The following is an 18,272-nucleotide window of genomic DNA, read 5'->3' on the forward strand; positions in this document are numbered from 1 at the left end:
TGGATCCCGTACCGGACCTCGCTCCGGCCCCCGCTCCGGCCCCCGCTCGGGCCCCCGCCTCAGTCCCCACCCCGGCGCTCGCCCAGGACCCGGGGCGGGTCCCGGAACCCGCCCCGGACCCCTCGCCCGACCTCACACCGAAGCCACCGCCCGAGCCGGGCCCCTCACCCGGGGCCGCCGGCGTCGGGCGGGGGTGAGGGACGGTGTCCGGGCGCGGTACGCGAGCGACTGGGGTACGGAGGCCCGACAAACGGGTGTCGGGTGTACGGGTGTCGGGCGTACGGGTGCCAGGGACACGAGGGTCGGACATGCGAGGGTCGGACGTACGGGTGTCAGGGACACGGGGATCGGGCGTGTGGGTCTCAGGCGTACGGGTGTCAGGAACACGAGGGTCGGACGTGCGGGGGTCGGGCGTGTGGCTGTCAGGGCCACCAGGGTCGGACGTACGGGTTTCGGGGGTGCGCACGCCGGGCGTACGAGGGTCGGACGCGTGGGCGTCAGGGGTGCGGGGGCCGGGGGTGCGGGCGAGGGCGGGGCCGCCGGTGAGGTCCATGATCGGAACGTACGCGGGGGTGACGCTGACGAACCGTTACGGCGAGATGACCTTCCTACGATCGGGGGACGCTCGCGCGGGGGGCGCCGACGGGCTCGTCGTCCTCCTCGCCCGCCGGGCCGTCGCCGGTGCTCTCGACCTCGGTCCCGGGCGGGGCGAGCAGGAAGACGTTGCGGTCGACGCGGTGCATGCCGCTGCCGAGCCCGAAGACGACGCCGCTGCTGAAGTCGAGAACGCGCTTGGCCACTTCGGGGTCGGCGCTGGTCAGGTCGAGCAGGACCGGGATCTGGGCGATGAGGTACTCGGCGACCTCGCGGGCGTCGGCGAAGACCTGGACCCGCAGCACGACCATGCGGCGCTGTTCGACGGATTCGTACTGCTCGGGGATCATGCGGTGATCGACCCTGGACGGCCATTCGTCACGCCCGCGCAGCGGCAGGACCTGGGCCAGGCCCTCCCACTGCTCGTCGGTGACGTCGTACCTCTCGTACCTACTCATGGACCCATCCTCCCGCTCCTCACCCGTTCGGCCCAACAACGACACGAGCGACACGGGTGAACCGGTCGGGGACGGGCCGTCCGCGCGCCCCGGGCCTCACGCGAAGGTCTTGGCCAGGCGGCGCAGCCCCTCGGCGATCTCGTCGGGAGCGTGGGTGGTGAACGAGAGGCGGAGGGAGGCCTGGTCGGGGGTGCCGGAGAAGAAGGGGGCGCCGGGGACGTAGGCGACGTCGTGACCGATGGCGGTGGCGAGGAGTGCGGTGGCGTCGTGGCCGTCGGGGAGGGTGGCCCAGACGAACATGCCGCCCTCGGGCCGGTTCCAGCGGCTGCCTTCGGGGAGGGCGGCGGGCAGACCGCCGAGCATCGCGTCCCGGCGGGCCCGGTAGGCGGCGCGCATGCCGGCGACGTGGGCGTCGAGGTCGCTGTCACGGAGGTAGCGGGCCGCCGCGGCCTGGTCGACGGTGGAGGTGTGCAGGTCGGCGGCCTGCTTGGCGATCACGCAGGCGCGGCGGAGGGCGGCCGGGGCGCGGAGGTACCCGAGGCGCAGGCCGGGGGCCATGACCTTGGAGAAGGAGCCGAGGAGCACGGTGCGATCGGCGGCGGCGGGGTGGCGGGCGAGGTTCGGGACGGGTTCGCCCTCGAAGCGCAGTTCGCCGTACGGGTCGTCCTCGGCGATCCAGAAGCCGTGCCGGGCGGCGGCTTCGGCGACGGCGGCGCGGCGCCCGGCGGGGAGCGTGCGGCCGGTGGGGTTCTGGAAGGTGGGGATGATGTAGAGCAGGGCGGGCTTCTCGCGGGCGGCGATCTCGTCCAGGGCCTCCGGGACGATGCCGTCGTCGTCGGTGGGCACCGGGACGACGCGGGCGCCGGCGAAACCGAAGGTCTGGAGCGCGGCGAGGTAGCAGGGGTCCTCGACGAGGACGACACTGCCGGGTTCGAGGAGCGCGGTCGCGAGGAGGGTGAGCGCCTGCTGGGAGCCGGTGGTGACGAGGAGGTCGTCGGGGTCGGTGGGCAGTCCGCGGGCGTCGAGCCGGGCGGCGACGGCGCGTCGGAGCGCGGGGTCGCCCTCGGTGGTGGAGTACTGGAGGGCGGCACGCGGGTTGTCCGTCAGGACGGCCTCGTAGGCGGCCTTGATGCCTTCGATGTCGAAGAGTTCGGGGGCGGGCAGACCACCGGCGAACGAGATGACCTCGGGCCGTGCCGTGAGCGCCAGGATCTCGCGTACCGGGGAGGAGGCGACGTTCCCCAGCCGGGAGGCGACGGGGGGCGTGGGGGCGGCGGACGCGGAGACCGGAGCGGCGGACGCGGAGACCGGGACGGCGGCAGAAGGCATGCGGATCAGTGTAGGGAGCAACCGTCCTCTGTCCAGGGTTGTCTCATGGTCCGGCTCATGGTCTGACTCCTGGTCTGACTCCTGACTCAAAGGCCTTGCGATCGGGCAGAGTTGGGGTCGGTGTCATGGACATCGGACGGGGGTTGCGGAGGCGGTGGGGGCGGCGTGCGGGTGTACGGATCGGAGCCGCCCGCGGCGAACGTGCGGGTGCAGGGGATGCGGTGGGCGTCGAGGGCTCGGCGGGTGGCGTCGGCGCGCGCCTCGGCTCCGGGGATGGCCGGGTCGTGGAGGACGCCGGCGACGGAGCCGCTGTGGGCGATCTGCACGCCGACGGCGCCGGTCTCGCGGGCGAGGGTGATGAGTTCATCGAACTCCGGGTGACACAGGACGCGTTGGGCGCGTCGGGCGCTGGCCGTGGCCACCCGGCCGAGGAGCGCGGTGTCGCCGTCGGTGACGGCACGGCGGAGCTGGTCGCGGAGAAGGCCGTAGGCACGGAGGTCGGCCTCGGTGGGCGCGGGCACGGCCAGCGCCAGGGTGTCGACCGGGGCGCCGCCGCCGAGGAGGCAGCCGACGACGAGGAGCGGGGGCAGGGCGGGTCCGAGGACTTCGAGGACGCGTCCCTCGCGCTGGGCGAAGAGGACGGGCCGGGCGTCGGCGTCGAGCATGAGCGGGTCGCTGGCGCGTTCGGCGCGGACGGCGAGCCGGGCGGTGGTGCCGGGATCGAGGCGGAGCCCGTACGCGTCGGCGACGGCACGCACGGCGGCGAGGACGTCGCTGGTGGAGCTGCCCATGCCGAGCCCGATCGGGATCGCGCCGGTCAGGTGCAGGATGCCGCCGTGGGCGGGCCGGCCGGTGCGGGCCGCGCAGGCGGCGATGGCGAGCCGGGCGGCGCGGGCGGCCTTGGCGCGGCCGTCGGGTACGACGGTGACGGCGCCGGGCGGGGTGCCGGGCCAGAGGGTGAAGTCGGCGCGGGTGCCGGGGGTGGCGACGGGGAGGGTGACGAGGCCGGCACGCGGACGCCCGTCGGCCCCGCGGAAGAAGCCCTGGAGGAGTTCGCCGTGGTGGGAGGGGGCGTGACCGGTGCCGCAGCCGATGCCCTTACGGGGAGTGGTGGGCAGGGTCGGGGTGCTGGTGGTCACGGGGGAGATTGTGGCTTCAGGGGTGGGGGCGCCGCGGCGGCGGGGTGGGGAACGGTACGGAGGCGTGAGGGCGGCCGGAGGCGTACGGGGAAGGGTGCGGGGAAGGGTGCGGGTACGGGAGCGGGTACGGGAGCGGATACGAGTGCGGGGCCCAGCAACCCGTACCCGTACGGACCTGCGGGAGACCGAGCCCCTCCCTCACCGGCCGTGCACCTGCCTGTCCGCCCGCCCGCCCGCCCATCAGCCCGCCTGACCTCCACCCATCACCCGTCTGACCTCCGCCGTCAGCCCGCCCGTCCTCCGCCCGTCAGCCCGTCCGCCCCTCAGCCGAAGGGCCACCACCTCGGCCCCTCAGGGGCGTCCCTCACGAAGACGAGCGCGTCCTGGTCCGCCAGCTGTGCGGGGTCGAGGGGCGCGTAGCCGAACCAGGGGGATTCCCGGGGAGCGGGCGGTGCGTCCCTGAGGGCTTCGGCCAGCAGGCGTACGTCGACCACGTACCGGTCCTCGGGGAGCCCGTAGAGGAGCCCTTCGAGGGTGTCCGGGGGTGGGGCCTGCACCCCACGGTGGCGGATCGTGCCGAGGGCGGTGGCGGCGAAGGCGTACTCCTCGCCGAGGCGGGAGCCGACGATCGCCCCGGTGGGCCACCACTCGGCCTGCTCCCCGCCCATCTTTATGGTCCCCCGGACGCGCTGGAGGTGGGCGTTGTGGCCGTGGGCGAGGACGGGACCGCGCTCGGCGAGCGCGAGCAGGTTGGCGGCCATCATGGCGGCGCGGAGGGTGAGCAGGCCGGTCAGGCGGGCGGGCGAGGTGTCGGCCGTCCAGGAGTGGTACCGCAGCAGGCCGGCTGCGGTACGGGCGTGGAGCCGCGCTCGCTCCCATGTCTCACGCTCGCCCGGTTCCCGCAGGTCAGGGGCTTGCGCGTCGAGCAGGACGGTCAGGTCGTCGGTGATCCGCCGCAGCCGCTCGGCGTCGGGGGTCCGCCCCACGGAGCGGGACGGGTCGCGCATCGCGGCGGGTTCGGTCCAGCGGGCGTCGTCGCCGAGGAGTCCGTCGAGGGTGGCGGCGGTGCAGGGCAGCATCGAAGCGGTGTCGCACCGGGCGGCGAGGTGGGCGTGGAGTGCGGTGAGGGCCTGCCGGGGGCTGTACGCCCCGGCCGTCTCCAGCGGGCCGTCGAACCCGGCGAACCGCACCTGGTCCGCCGCGGGCCGGCCCTCGTTGAACGCGCGCATCCAACGCACCAGCGCACGATTCGCGGGGGCAGCGCCGAAGCCGTGACTGAATCCGCGGGCCATCACGTCATCGAGTTCGCCGGCCCCGGAGGTGACGTGATCGTCGACGATCAGACCCGCCAGACAGTCGCTCTCGAGCGCGATGAAGCGGTACCCGTCCTCCTCGACGAGTCGGCGGAAGAGGTCGTTGCGCACGTCGAGCAGGGAGTCCTCGCCGTGGGTGGGCTCTCCGAGGGCGAGGACCCGCGGCCGGCTCCCGAGCAGTTCGACGATGCTTGCCGCGCCGATCGTCCGGACGGCGTCCTTGAGGGTGACGGTCATGCGATCCACCTTCCTCGGGCTGGGAGGGGTGACCCCCTGGGCTCCGTGGGGTGGAAGCTATACCTGAACACACGGTTGAAACTTCAGACATCAATCACCCCATCCCAGCTGCCATCCGGCGCCCTATAGTCTCAAACATGGCTCATCTGCGACCGGTCGATCTCGCCCAGGAGCACGGCATCTCTCCGCAGACGGTGCGCAACTACGAGCGCGACGGTTTCCTGCCGCCGGCCGAGCGCACCGCGACCGGGTACCGCCGCTACACCGACCGCCACGCGGCGGCCCTGCGGGCGTACCTCGCCGTGGTCCCGGCCCACGGATACGCCGAGGGCGGCACGATCATGCGGGCGATGACCGAGGGCCGCCTGGACGACGCCCTCGCGGCTGTCGACCGGAGCCACGCGGAACTCCTCCGGGACCGGGGCACCCTGGACGCGGTGGGCGAGGTCCTGGCCCACCTCAGGAAACGCGCGGGCGGCTCCGCCTGGCGGGCCCCGCGAAGCACCCAGCCCTTCAGCAGCGGCGAACTGGCCCACCGGCTCGGCGTCAGCGTGGCGACCATCCGCAAGTGGGAGCAGGCAGGCGTCCTCGTACCCGGCCGCCGCCCCGACACCAACCACCGCACCTACGACGCCGACGACGTGCGCGACGCCGAACTGGCCCACTTCCTGCGCCGCGGCCGCTACCCGCTGGAACTGATCGCCACCGTCGTACGGCAGGTCCGGACGGCCGGCGACACGCAGGCCCTGGAGGCGGCCCTGGAGGACTGGCGCCACCGCGTCACGGCGAGAGGCACGGCGATGCTGCGGGCGGCGGCCCTCCTGTCCGACTACCTCGCCATGACGGACGACCCCGACGACACCCCCGACAAGGAGGGCGATGACGTCCGGCCCTGACCGGAGGCCCTACAACAGCCGGGAGCCGCATAGCGGCCGGCGATCAGCACTGTGCAGCGGCGATCGAGCCCCTCACACCCCGTCGTCCCGTCGTCCCATCGTCCCATCGTCAGGAGACCGGATAGGCGTAAGTGATACGAACCAGCCGCGCGACACCGCACAGCAGAAACACCGCGGGGGTCACCAGCCACCAGCGGGTGAGGCCACCGCGCCGCACAAGCATGGCCGAAACGAGAAGACCGACCGCGCCGAGGACGCACAGGAACACGGCGGCCGCAGCGATCCCGTCGATCGCGGCCGAGTCCCCATCGCCCTCGGGCCGGATGAACAGGGCGCCGTAGCCCAGGTAACAGCCGATCAGGTTCACCAGGGCGAGCACGACCGTCCACGACCCGCGACCCGCACCGGACCCGCGCCCTGCCTCACTCACTTGAAGCCCTCTCACGTCCCCCAGGCCCCGGTCGAAGCCCCGCCCCAGGCCCGGGCCCGGGCCTCGACCACCCGACAGCCGCCGTGCAAACGAGCAGCGACGACCCCGCCCCACCCGCCACCGGCCCGCCCCAAAATTCGCAGGTCAGAGAGCCTCTACTTCACCCGCTCCAGAATCGCCACGCACTCCACGTGGTGAGTCATCGGAAACACGTCAACAGAAAACATGTGGAATAAATTCGCAGGTCAGAGCCACGCATGGCGCAAATCGGACTCAAGATCAATGTGCACTGCGTGCGTTACGGGCACTACGGGCGGGTCTTGACGCACGTCGCAGCATCCCCGGGGGCTCCCAGACCGGCCGCCGATGTGGCGGTAGCGCCACCGTGATCAAGGTCTGATGCTGCTGTAGCCGTCCCGCCGAGGCGCCGACGAGGGCTCGGAACGCGGCACAGGTACAGAGCCCCGCGTCCCGCGCGGAATCTCACAGCGCACCTCGTATGTCGAGCTCCCCTCGAGTCCCCGGGTGCGAGTCGTGCCTTGCACAGACGGTCTCCCAGGGTCGAGTTCCCCTGCGGCATCGCCCGTCGGCGATGCCCCGGCCGGCTTGGAAGCCTCTCGGTAAGGCTCATGCGCGGACGTCTGGCTGTGATCTCGCTTGTACCAAGTCCGCTGACCAGGAAAACTCGGATGCGCATCTGGATGGTTGACGAGGGGGCGGGCATGGTGCGGGCATGGACGGTACGGGGCGGACAGTCAGGAGAACGGGAGCAGGCCGCACTCTCCGAGGGGCTGGCGATCGTGGGCTGGGAGGAGCTCGGCGACCTCAGCGACTGCTCTTCATCCGACGACATCGGTGATCTGCTGGCCAAGGCGTACCCCGGTGAGGCGGTTGGCACCATCGATAACTGGAAGCGCCAGCTCTGGCGCTTCATCGCGATGGAGATCGGCGACTACGTCGTCATGCCGCGCAAGCATCTGTCGGTCGTGGCCCTGGGCCTGCTGACCGGGCCGTACGAGTACCGGGCCGCGGCGCCGCCTGGCTTCCGACACGTGAGGAGGACGGACTGGGTACGCCCGGCCCTGGAGCGAGCTGCTGTTCGGGGTGATCTGCGGGACAGCATGGGGGCCTTCCTCACGGTCAGCGAGTTGAGTCGGCGCGACGCCGCGGTACGCGTGCAGGCTCTCGCAGAGACGGGTGCGGACCCGGGTTACGTGGGTGACGGCGAGCCGCCCAACGGCCCGGAGGGCTTGGTGAGCGATGTCCGGGACAGCGGCACCAGGCAGTTGACCGCCCGTGACCTGATCGGCTTGTGGGGGTGGAAGCGGCGGACCTCTGATGTCATCGACCTGGTGGACCAGAACCTCGCGGAGCTCGGTCTGCGGGTGGATCCTCACTTCAACGACGTGCAGTTGGACGGCCTCGTGACCGTGTCCGCGGCAGGGTCCACCGGCCTTGGAGAAGGTACCCATGACCAGGTCCGAGGGGACGAGCAGCAGCAGGCGCATTCGAAGGCCGATGGCCCGCGTGACCGTGACCTGACCTGGCGGATCGGCAACCTTCCGTTCGTTCGGGAGGTTGTGACGGTGCGGATGGGCGATGCGCTGAGCCGGGCGATCACCCCGATGATCGAGAGCGACTTCTCCCAGCTTCCGGTCGTGGACCACAACAACGTGCTGCGTGGGGTCGTGACCTGGGAGGGAATCGCACGGGCGCAGCTCGGCGGCAGGGCTGCCACAGTGGCCAACGCCCTGGATCCGCATCCCGAGACCGCCCGGGTGGAGCATGCTCTTTTCGACCGGATGGACCGGATCCAGCGGAGTGGCTTCACGATTATCGTGGATGGCGAGAACGTGGTGATCGGGATTCTGACCTCGACCGACCTCGCGGGGCAACTGAAGCAGCGCATCGAGCCGTTCATTCTCCTGGAGGAGCTGGAACGGCGGCTGCGCCGCCTGATCAGACACTTCTCCCCCGACGAACTGCCGAGAGAGATCCGCAGGACGATGGAACGCGGTCAGCATCTCAGCCTCGGCCAGTACGTCTTCCTCGTGGAAGACGCCCATTGCTGGAACAAGTTGCGGTGGCCCTTCGAGCAGCAGGACATCAGCCAGCGGCTGGCCACCGTGCGGGACTACCGCAATGACCTCGCCCACTGGGCGGTGGACGCGCCTGCCGAGGATGCCGCGGCTCTGGCCGCTACAGGCGGGTTGCTCAAACTCCTGAAGCTCGTGGATCACGACCCGGCCGTCTGATGCCTCTCCCGGCATGCTCGGGCGGCTCCACGGGGAACACGTGGGACCGCCAGTCCGCTCCTCGTCAGGCGGTGGCGGCAGGGCACTTCCCGGAAACCGCGTCGGTGGCCTACACCAAGGTCATCTCACACCCAGGGGGCACAACCGGCGCCACCTCGTAGGGGCCGGTGGCCTACCGTCAGGGCCTCTCTTCGACTCGGTTGCGAGATCGTCCAGCACGTCGAGCGGGCACAGCAGGACAGCGACCGGCGATCGTGGATAAGAAGGCCAACCCGCACGCCCTCGCGGTAGCCCTGCTCACCGACCTGCACGAGATCCACTCCCGTGAGGGAAGCGCAGCGCCTGCGAGGACCGGGCGGCGCGCCGCGCGCGAACCACCCCGGTCACCCGTCCCTGATGCACTGCTTCGACGCCGCCGACCTGCCCAGCCTGAAGCGAGACAGACAAGGCCTCTTCTCACTTCGGTGGGAGAAGAGGTGCGAGGAAGCGGCTCGGCTCACCGTGCCAGGTGATCGCGAGCGCGTCGCGGGCGCGGGTCGCCGCGACGAAGAGCAGCGACCGAGCTCGGTGCAGTTCTCGCCGGTGGCGGCTCGGATCCGTGTGCTTCCACGCATCGACAGAGGCCCGGGGTACAAGCCCCTCGGCCGCTCCGGCGATGATCAGGCAGCGGTATTCCAGCCCCTTGAAGCGGTACATGGTGCCGATGTGGACGCCCTGGTCGCCGCGCGGCCCGTCCTGGGTGATCTCCGAAGACGTGATCCCGCTTCGCGCGAGACGGTCGCCGAGCTGGGTGACCATGTCGTTGGTCGGGACGCAGATCGCCGTGGCCTCCCGGGGCACGTCGTGCCAGGCTCGCAACTGCTCGACAACGAGGTCCATCTCCTCGTCCCAGCTGCGTGCGCCGCGGAGCGATGGCTCCGTGCCGTGGAGGACCGAGCGGTAGCCGGCGAGAGTGTCGGTGTCACCGTCGAGGTCGTCGTAGTCAGCGTCACCCAGAACCCGGACGGCGTCGCTCAGGATCTCCCGGGTCGTACGGTAGCTGAGGGTCAGCCGGGAGGACCTGCCCCGGATGTGGACGCCGAGGCTGCCGAGGGTGACCTGGTTGTCGTAGATCCGCTGGTGGGTGTCGCCGACGAGGAAGATGTCGTCGGGCTCGGACGGCACCATGGCCCGCAGCATCTTCCAGTGGGCGGCGCTGAGGTCCTGCGCTTCGTCGACCACGATGTGCCGGTACCTGTAGCGCAGCCAGGCACCGGAGCCGGCCTCGACGTGGAGGTTGTGCAGGCCGCCCCGCTCCTCACGCTCCTCCGCACGCCGGTCGATGCGGGCCTTGCGGGCGATCTCCAACCGCGCGGCCCGCTCGGCGACTTGGCGGTGGGTCTCCAGTCCCTTGGTCTCCAGCCGCTGGGTGAAGCGCTCGGTCAGCTGCCAGATCCCGGCCCGTTCGGCGCGGGTGACGCTGCGACCGCGCCCCGCGCGGCGGGCCTGGAAGTAGTCGCTCCGGGAGGTCACGGCCTGGCCGAGGATGACCTGGTTCCACTCGTCGCTGAGAAACTCGGCGCTCCAGCGGGTCTCCCCCGTCTCCACCAGCAGTTCACGCCACTCACGGAGGGCCGCCGTGTCGTCGATCCGTCGCTTCGTGCTGCCCGGATCGGCCTCGCTGACGATGCGGGTGGCGAGCTGGTCGACATGAGCGATGTCGACCCGCGCCAGGACGTCGGGTCCGCCCAGGGAGAGCAGCCGGGCCCGCAGGTCGACAGCGAGGTTCCGGTTGAAGGTGGTGAGGAGGACGGGCTTGGTGTGGCCTGGGGGAAGTTGGCTCACCAGATGGCAGACGCGGTGGAGGGCGACGATCGTCTTGCCCGTTCCGGGCCCACCGCCGACCCGGGCGGGACCGGAGTACCGCCGTCGGACGAGTTTTTCCTGGGTGGGGTGGAGGAAGATCTTCCAGCGGCCGAAATCGCGCTCCTCCAGGATGCTCTGCAGGGACTCGTCGTCGGTGATCACCACGGTCTGGGAGCGGTCGACGGCCGCCTGCCAGTCGCCTGCGTCGAGGTTCCGTTCGGGCTCGGTCACCGCGACGGGCGCGGTCACTTGCTCCATGACCTCTTCGTACGGGACACCGTCGCGCAGCCGGAGGAGGACCTCCCCGGTGTGGCGGGGCGCGTACTCGGCCAGGCCGAGCAGTTCGTCGTCCGTGGTGAGCTTGCGGACGATGGGGATGAGTGGCTCGGTAACGCCGAGGTCGGAGAGCTGCCGGTCGGTGTAGGCACCGAAGAGCGGCTCCTCCGGCGGCTGTGATCCGACCGGTTCGGGGGTGGGAACAGAGGGCGGCGCCGACACCGGCGCGGGCGCGGCGGGCGGTGTGAGGCCGCGGCGCAGCAGGCTCTCCTCGACGACCTGGAGGTCTACGTACTCGATGGCGCCGGTGATGTGGTTGATGCCGTAGTTGAACCGGTCCAGGTTCTTGTGGACATGCCCGCGGTGCTTGACCGAGACGAGCAGCCAGTCGTCACCGCCGAGGCGGATCATCAGCGCCCGCCACTCCCGGTTGACGCGCGCCGACCAGAGGCGGTCGTGGCCCTCCAGCTGCTTGAGGTGAAAGCCTCCGGCGTCGGGATTGCGGCGGAAGTCGTGCTGGAACTTGTAGAACGCCCCGAGGACCGCGCGGTCCAGCTTGACGATCTCCTTGTCCGCCTTGTCGAGCAGGCGCAGGGTCACGCCCGTCCGCGGCGTGCTGGTGACCGTCATCGCTCGTTCTCCCCAGGGTCGTTCGTGGTTCCGGCCGCGTCGCCCCGCACCAGCGTGGCGAGCTCGTCGGCGTTCCATTCTGTGGCTGTGCGGACCTGCCAGCCCGCGTCGCGGTAGGCCTCGTCCCGTTGTTCCGCATCGATGTCCCGGCTGCTCCCTGGGGCCGGGCGGTGGGCGAGGACGACGCCCACACGCCGGGCGGGCCAGGCGAGTTCGGCGGGCCAGGCGCCCGCTCCGAGCTCGTAGCCGGCCTCGGGAGCGGGAACCCCCCGGTCGGCCAGAACGCGGGCGAGCCCGTCGAGCCCCGGATCCTCGACGAGGAACTCGATGACCTCGTCCCAGCCGGGATCACGGGCGAGCGAGGCGGCAGCGGTCTCCTGCCGGTCCACCGTCGGCTCGGGGGCCTCCGGTGCCGGCGTGTGCGCGCGCCGCTGGGAGGTGAGCCATCCGGCTCCGCCGGTGACCGCCAGTTCGGCCGGTTCGAATCCGGGCAGCATGCCGGTCGTGAGCTGGACCCCGTCCCCCTCCCCCGCGTCGAGGAACTGGATCAGGTTGCTCCAGTAGAGCCACGCCTGCCAGCGCCGGCGATGGGCGGTCTCGTCGGACGCGACCGTGTCGGGGCTGTCGTCGAGGACGGTCAGAGCCGTCCAGACCGCTCCGCTCTGCCCCCTCCTCAGGTCGAGCGCGATCGTGAGCGGGCATCCCGAGGCGTCCCGGGTCGCCATGACCTGGACGGCTCCCTGCCCGCCTGCCAGCCGTCGCCCGTGCAGGGCCTCGCTGATCCTGCGCCCGATCTCCGCGCCGTCGGCCAGCGCCCGGCTGGTCGCCGAAACGGCCGCGAAGCCCGCGAGGGCGCTCTGGACACGGCGCCGCCAGGCGTCGGGGTCCGGGTCGGTGAGGTATCCGATCAGCGTCTCGACTGGGTTGGCCCATACCAGGCGTGTCAGGTCGCGGGTGTCGCCCGCGTGCATGCGCCGGTGGACGTCCATGGCGGTCTTCTGCGCGGTGTTCGGGTAGGGCTTCCACACCGGGTCGGCCTGCGGACCGGAGCGTCCCGTCCAGGCCTGTACGTCGTCCCACGTGAGCTGGAAGACCTGCCACCCGTCGGCGCGCAGCCGGGTGCGCTTCGCCGCGTCCTCCTCGGCGGTGAGGTGGACGGGGCTCGCGTGGTAGCGGTAGCCGTCGAGGTAGACGGCCGCCTTGCGGTCGTCGTCCGTGCTACGGAAGACCACGTCCGGCCGGGTGTAGCCGAGCGGGGTCTGGGTCTCCATCTCCCAGCCGCGGACGGTCCCGTCGGGCGCGGTGAAGCGCAGGTTGGTGTCCCTGGTGCCGTCGGCGGTGAGCGCGGTGCGGACGCTGACGTCGTCCACGCGCTCGGCCCATTCCAGCAGCCCGCGCCGGAAGAGGGCCTCCAGTTCGCTCTCCACCTGGTGCACGAGGGTGATGTCCCCCGTGGTGGCCACGGGTTCGGTGCTCCAGCGGTCGGCCGTGCGGCCGAACAGCTCGCCGAGCATGTCGAGGGCGTGCTCCCGGCTCACGAGTTCGTACTCTCCGTCGGTGACGTGGCGGAGCAGGCAGCGGTGGCAGGCGGGCCGACCCTGGCCCGCGCACACGCAGGTCTCGATCACCTGCCGTGCGTCCTCCAAGACGCTCCGCAGACCGTCACGGCCGGCTAGGCGGTGCAGGTATCCGGTGCCGCCGGGCAGCGTGTCGTACAGGACGAGGAAGTGACGGCGGAGCGGGCTCTCGCCGCCTTCCTCGGGCATGGAGTCGGTGACGACCGCGAGGTGGTCGGGGTCGCCGCCGTAACTGCGGGCGATTCCTGCCAGCAGCAGTGCCTTGAAGGACGCGAGCCGTTCCCTGGTGTGGGCGGTGACGGCGGGGATGAGGATGCGCAGCGCGTCGGTGCGCAGCTCGTGGGCGAGCAGCACCCGCTCTCCTCGGCGTGCGACGTCGGCTCCTGCTCGTCGCCGGGGGCACCAGGGCCGGTGGTACCGGGCATGGGCCGTCGTGTCGGAGGCGTCGTGGGCGGTGGGGCCGCCGTCCGGGTCGGCGAAGCCGCACGCGTCGCAGACCCAGAACGGGTTGAGGCGGACTTCCTGCCCGGCAAAGGTCGAGTCGGTTCCCCCGTCCACCCGGGTGGCTCCGACGTTGATGTGCCGGACCAGCGCCTGACGGGTGAACTCCCATCCGAAGGTGGCGTGTTCGTGCTTCCAGGCCTGTTCGATGTCGTGCGCGGCGATGTCGACGGCCGGGACGACGGTGTAGTGCCGTCTCTCGCGCTCGTCACTGTCGTCGCGTACGCGGACGTCGTCGCGTTCGTCGCGGGAGGTGACGCGGCGCGGTACGAGGACCTTGTGCAGGCAGCCGATGTCGCCGATGGCCGCGGACCGGCAGCGGGGGCACGGGGAGGGGTCGTTTTCGGCGCGGTGGGTGCGAACGTGTCCGCAGTCGGGGCAGACGCGCCACCAGAGCCAGGCCGGCCGTCCGGGGCTGCCGATGTCGAGTCCGGTGACGCGGTGTTTGTATCCCTGGACGTAGTAGTGGTTGCCGGGGGCGAACTCGGAGAGGGCGAGGCGGGCGGGGCGGCTGTGCCGCAGCGTCTTGCTGTGGTTGGTGCGGCCGTCGTCGGCCGCCTTCTCCGTCCAGGTGAGCGTGGCCTCCAGTTCGGTGGTCGAGTCGATCAGGCTGTAGTTCGGCAGCAGGCCGAGGTCGACCAGGGCCCCGTGGGCGGTGGTGCGGCTGATCTCTCGGGACACGCGTGACACGTCCCGGCGCTCGGCCCGCAGCTCGCGTCCCTGCCGCTCGTGGTCGGGGTCGCCGGCGACGAGCAGCCCGTGGGCCCGGTCGATGGCTTCGATACGGCCCTGGAGTTCGGTACGGCGGTCCTCCCAGCGCCTGCGTGCCGCGTCGAGGGCCGCGCCGAGTCCGTCCTCGCCGGAGTCGGTCGCGTAGGCGACGAGGGCGGCGCGGGCCTGGGGGCTGACTCCGGTGCCCCGGCTCTCGTCGTGGGGAGGGAACAGGTCCAGGAAGCCCTGCACGAGCTGTGGGCCGGAGGCGAGCGCGGCTTCGGCGAACTCGGCCTGCCACGCCGAGGCGCCGAAGAGTTCGGTGGCACGTCCCGGCAGGGGCCGCAGGGGTGTCCCGTCGGGCGCGGTCAGTCGTCCGGCGCCGGCGAGGTCGAGGAGGTGGGCCAGGTACTGGCGTCGCAGGATCTCGGCGGCGGACAGGTAGCAGCCGGGGGGCAGGACCTCTCCGGCGATCATGAGCCGGGGTTCTTCGAGGTAGTACCGGTCGCGCGGGCCGCGGTCGACCATCGTGAGCAGGTAGGCGTTGCCGGTGGAACGCCCCGCACGGCCCACCCGCTGGATGTAGTTGGCCGGTCCCTTCGGCAGCGAGGCGAGGACGACGGCCGACAGGTCGCCGATGTCGATGCCGAGTTCGAGGGTGGGGGTGCAGGACAGCACCTGCGGGTTGGCGTAGTGGACGCGGGTGCCCTCGCGGAACGCCTTCTCCACTGCCTCCCGCTTGGCGCGGCTGAGGGTTCCGGTGTGCTCGGCGGTGTTGATGGTGAAGACGCCGGCCCCACGGTACATGCGGCGGTAGAAGTCGTCCGTGAAGTCCCGCTGCCGCAGTCCGCTGTCCAGGTCGCGGCCGGTGCCGAGGGTGCCGCCGCACCGGTAGCGGGGGCACGGCTGCCCGTGCCACTGGTCGGCGAGATCGGGGTGGATGGTCTGTTCCCAGAAGCACCGGGGGCAGTGCGCGGTGGCGTCGGGCAGCGTGTCGTCGGTGAGGGCACGGACCTGGATGTGGCCGGGCTGGAGTCCGTACACGCGGGTGGCTCCGTCGAGCGCCGTGCGTGCGGAGACGACGCCCGTGTCGGCGAGCTCGGGCAGCAGCCGGGTCAGGAAGATGCCGGCCGCCTCGGGGCGCAGTCCGAGGGAGCGTACGGCCCAGTCCTGGTACCAGCCAAGCCGGCCGGTGAGGACGTCGAAGTCCTCGCTGCCCTGTTTGGGGGTGCCGAGCAGGAAGGCGGGGGCGGAAACGCCGCGGGGGAAGGCCGGCATCCCGGTATCCCGCCCGCCCCAGATGGCCCACCGGCGCACGCCGGCCTGGTCCAGCCAGGGGTCCAGCCAGGCGTGCCGGACGGCTCCCCGGATCCGCATCCGCTCCAGCAGGCCCCGGACGAATCCGGTGTACTGGTCGGGTCCGGGCGCCGAGCCGTCGGGCAACGCGATCTCGCCGGGGGTGGTGAGGAGGATCTCCCGTACGAGATCGGCCACGGCGTCCGGGTCCTGGAGCGGCACGTCGGCGGCGACGGTGCGGGTGAGTTCCAGGGTGCGGCCCTGCCGGGAGCGGAGGCCGAACTCCATGACCGTGGCGAACGCCAGCCGCTGCGCGATCAGTTCCCAGGTGGCGCGGGACCCGCGGCTGCGCCCGGAGAGCAGGGTGTCCACACCCCGGACGAGGTGGAGGTCCGGCGGGATGACGGCGGCTTGCACGGCCTTGCTGTCAACGACGTCCGCAATGAGGTCGGCGGCGAGGTCGTTCAGGCCGACCGGCTCGTCCTCGCCGATGCGGCTGGCGAGCAGGGCGCGCAGGGAGAAGGTGTACGAACGGCTGGCGACGTATCCGGCGCGATGGGCGGCGTCCTGGACGGAGTCGTTGAAGAGGAGGGTCTTGTCCTCCCCCAGGATCTTGTCCAGTTCACCGCCGGTGAAGAGCTGGGTGACGGCGGCGGCGGCGAGCGCGGCGAGGCCGGTTCCGAGGTAGCGGATGGAGTTGAAGGTGCGGCAGGCCGGGCACTGGTCGCGTTCGGCCGCCCGGTCACCGTCGAGGTCGGCGTGGACGAAGGCAGCGTTGTGCAGGGGTTTGGGCCTGCTCGTTCCGTCGCCGTCGTCGGGGGCGGTGAAGTCGGTTTCGGGCGCCAGCGGCCGGAGCTGTCCTGCCATGCCTTCCAGGACCATGACGGCGGGTCCGCCGCGCCGGCGGTCCGGTCCGGCGGCGAAGGCGGCCTCGTACACCTCCCGGGGGGTCGCGGCGATCATGTTGCGCACCCGGCGCTTGTCGCGGCCGACGGAGGCCCGGCGGATCTTCGTAGCGTTCAGGTCGAGGTGGGTGGGGTCGACTTCCGGCGAGTACGCGGCCCATCCGGAGCGTCCGCATTCGCGGCAGAACACGGCGGGCAGGAAGACCTGCGCCGGCGGCGGCGCGCTGTCGTCGGCCGGGGCGGGAGCCTGCCCGGCGGCGTCGAGCGGCACGGACGGGCCCTCCCCGTCGTACGGCGACGGCCTGGCCTCGGGGGTCCGACCCGCACGGGCCAGCGCTCCGCCGGAGGTCACCCGTTCGTCATCCCAGCGGAACTCGGCACGTGCGGCGCTGATGCCGCGCAGCACACGGGAGACCGAGCGGACCCAGTGGTGGATCTCGATGGACAGCAGGGGCCGCCCGGGGTGCTCCGGGTCGCGGGCGTGCGATAGGAGGGCGAGGTAGCGGGCGAGAGCCCGGGCGGCGAGACCCGGCCGCCGCTGTACGTCCATGCCCCAGTGGTAGGCGTAGCGGGGCAGCACCTCGGTGATCTCGGCGAGGGTCCTGGGGGTGCCGTCGAGGATCTCCAGGACGGCGGAGGTGAGCCGGTGGCGGCGCAGGACGTCCCCGAGCTCCTCGGGGGTGGGTCCGCTCAGACCGGTGAACGCGGCGACGAGGTCGTCCATGGCTCCCGGGTCGCGGGTGGGGTCGCCGAGGATGTCGACCTCCTGCGGCGAGGGGAACGGCAGGGAGAAGTCGCTCTCGCCGGTGAAGTCCTTCGCCGAGCGCCGGTCCTCGCCGACGACCGCGTCGGGCGGGAACGGCACGCCGAAGACCTGCTCGGCGACCTCCAGCATGCCGGGCCGCCCGGCTTCGCCCCTCCTGGCCGCCGCGGAACCGCTGTCGTCGGGACCGCTCTCGCCGAGGGTGGCGGAGGTGGCGACGGGGCAGACAGGCCCCAGGGGCCGGCCGGGTTCGGCCAGGCCGGTGACCGATCCGAGGCGGCGCAGCAGCATGGCGACGTCCGTGCCCTGGGCGCCGTCGTAGGTGTGGAACTCGTCGAGTACGACGTACGCGAGCGGGGAGTCCTGCCACAGCCGCTGGTCCTCGGGCCGCTGGAGGAGCAGGTCGAGCATCTTGTAGTTGGTGATCAGGATGTCGGGCCGGGTGCGGCGGATCTCGTCCCGGTCGACGGCGATCGCGGGGTTGGCCTGCTTGAACTCCTGGGACGGCTTGTCGCCGATGTAGAGCGCGGCCCGCACGCCGGCGTCGCGCAGCCGGGTGTCCTTGCGGTCGTCGAGGCGCTTGCCGATCCGGTGGGCCTGGTCGGTGGCGAGGGCGTTCATGGGGTAGAGCAGGATCGCCTTGACGCCCTCCCGGCCGGCCGCGCGCTCCCGGAGGCAGTGGTCGAGGATAGGGACCAGGAACGACTCGGTCTTGCCCGATCCGGTTCCGGTGGTGACGAGGGTGGGCCGTGCCGGGCCGTGCAGGGTGGACAGCCGCTCCCAGGCCCGCTCCTGGTGGCGGTACGGGGTGATGTCCGGGTGCCAGGCCAGGTGCCATTTCCAGTCCTCGCCCGCGGCTGTCCTGAATGGCGTGCGGACTCGGAGGTAGGGGCCTCGGAAGATGCCGTCCTCGGCGTCGCCGAGGAAGCCCTCCAGGGCGCGGCGGGTGGACTCGTCGGCCAGCGCGTACGTCGTCGCGAGGTACTGGCTCAGACTGGCCCGTACCTGCTCGGCGGCGAGGGTGGGACGCACGCGCGGTTCCTCCTTGGTGCTGGTGGAGCCGGTGAGTGACCGGTCACTGGCCTACGTTAGCCGGGGCGGCCGGGAGGGCTCCGTG

Annotated in this window: 9 protein-coding genes; 2 read left to right on the forward strand and 7 right to left on the reverse strand. The window is 71.9% G+C overall.

The window, feature by feature from the left end:
- Positions 1-608 precede the first annotated feature (608 nt).
- From ACF1BN_RS03240 to ACF1BN_RS03255, 4 genes are all read right to left on the reverse strand, one after another.
- Positions 609-1,052 (reverse strand): cell division protein SepF, encoded by a 444-nt coding sequence (locus ACF1BN_RS03240; RefSeq protein ID WP_392329855.1) that lies wholly within the window; start codon positions 1,050-1,052, stop codon positions 609-611.
- A 96-nt stretch (positions 1,053-1,148) separates the two neighbouring features.
- Complete coding sequence (locus ACF1BN_RS03245) at positions 1,149-2,381, reverse strand: PLP-dependent aminotransferase family protein (RefSeq protein ID WP_392329856.1); 1,233 nt, start codon at positions 2,379-2,381, stop codon at positions 1,149-1,151.
- A gap of 86 nt (positions 2,382-2,467) precedes the next feature.
- On the reverse strand, positions 2,468-3,520 hold the full coding sequence (locus tag ACF1BN_RS03250) for a GHMP kinase (protein WP_392329857.1): 1,053 nt from the start codon (positions 3,518-3,520) through the stop codon (positions 2,468-2,470).
- Between the two features lie 323 nt (positions 3,521-3,843).
- Positions 3,844-5,070 carry an erythromycin esterase family protein gene (locus ACF1BN_RS03255; RefSeq protein ID WP_392329858.1) on the reverse strand — a complete coding sequence of 409 codons (1,227 nt, stop codon included), beginning with the start codon at positions 5,068-5,070 and terminating at the stop codon, positions 3,844-3,846.
- A 137-nt stretch (positions 5,071-5,207) separates the two neighbouring features.
- Here ACF1BN_RS03255 and ACF1BN_RS03260 point away from each other — a divergent pair, with 137 nt between their 5' ends.
- Positions 5,208-5,966, forward strand: a complete 759-nt coding sequence (locus ACF1BN_RS03260; protein WP_392329859.1) for a MerR family DNA-binding transcriptional regulator — start codon at positions 5,208-5,210, stop codon at positions 5,964-5,966.
- A 109-nt stretch (positions 5,967-6,075) separates the two neighbouring features.
- On the opposite strand, the gene ACF1BN_RS03265 is transcribed toward ACF1BN_RS03260, so the two are convergent.
- On the reverse strand, positions 6,076-6,345 hold the full coding sequence (locus tag ACF1BN_RS03265) for a hypothetical protein (RefSeq protein WP_392329860.1): 270 nt from the start codon (positions 6,343-6,345) through the stop codon (positions 6,076-6,078).
- 740 nt (positions 6,346-7,085) lie between these two features.
- Between ACF1BN_RS03265 and ACF1BN_RS03270 the strand changes: the two genes are divergently transcribed.
- A complete protein-coding gene (locus ACF1BN_RS03270; protein ID WP_392329861.1) occupies positions 7,086-8,651 on the forward strand; it encodes a CBS domain-containing protein in 1,566 nt (521 codons plus the stop codon).
- A gap of 456 nt (positions 8,652-9,107) precedes the next feature.
- Here the strand turns inward: ACF1BN_RS03270 and ACF1BN_RS03275 are convergent, their stop codons facing one another.
- Together ACF1BN_RS03275 and ACF1BN_RS03280 are read right to left on the reverse strand one after the other, a co-directional pair.
- Positions 9,108-11,402: a UvrD-helicase domain-containing protein gene (locus ACF1BN_RS03275; RefSeq protein WP_392329862.1), complete on the reverse strand. Its 2,295-nt coding sequence runs from the start codon at positions 11,400-11,402 to the stop codon at positions 9,108-9,110.
- Positions 11,399-18,187 (reverse strand): DEAD/DEAH box helicase, encoded by a 6,789-nt coding sequence (locus ACF1BN_RS03280; protein ID WP_392329863.1) that lies wholly within the window; start codon positions 18,185-18,187, stop codon positions 11,399-11,401. The genes ACF1BN_RS03275 and ACF1BN_RS03280 overlap by 4 nt, the downstream gene beginning before the upstream one ends.
- Positions 18,188-18,272: the final 85 nt, after the last annotated feature.

The organism is Streptomyces sp. NPDC014861, assembly GCF_043081625.1.
Classification (GTDB): domain Bacteria; phylum Actinomycetota; class Actinomycetes; order Streptomycetales; family Streptomycetaceae; genus Streptomyces.

Coding starts and splice junctions, on each gene's coding strand:
- ACF1BN_RS03240 (WP_392329855.1), bottom strand. CDS start 1,052: ATGAGTAGGTACGAGAGGTACGACGTCACCGACGAGCAGTGGGAGGGC.
- ACF1BN_RS03245 (WP_392329856.1), bottom strand. CDS start 2,381: ATGCCTTCTGCCGCCGTCCCGGTCTCCGCGTCCGCCGCTCCGGTCTCC.
- ACF1BN_RS03255 (WP_392329858.1), bottom strand. CDS start 5,070: ATGACCGTCACCCTCAAGGACGCCGTCCGGACGATCGGCGCGGCAAGC.
- ACF1BN_RS03260 (WP_392329859.1), top strand. CDS start 5,208: ATGGCTCATCTGCGACCGGTCGATCTCGCCCAGGAGCACGGCATCTCT.
- ACF1BN_RS03270 (WP_392329861.1), top strand. CDS start 7,086: ATGCGCATCTGGATGGTTGACGAGGGGGCGGGCATGGTGCGGGCATGG.
- ACF1BN_RS03275 (WP_392329862.1), bottom strand. CDS start 11,402: ATGACGGTCACCAGCACGCCGCGGACGGGCGTGACCCTGCGCCTGCTC.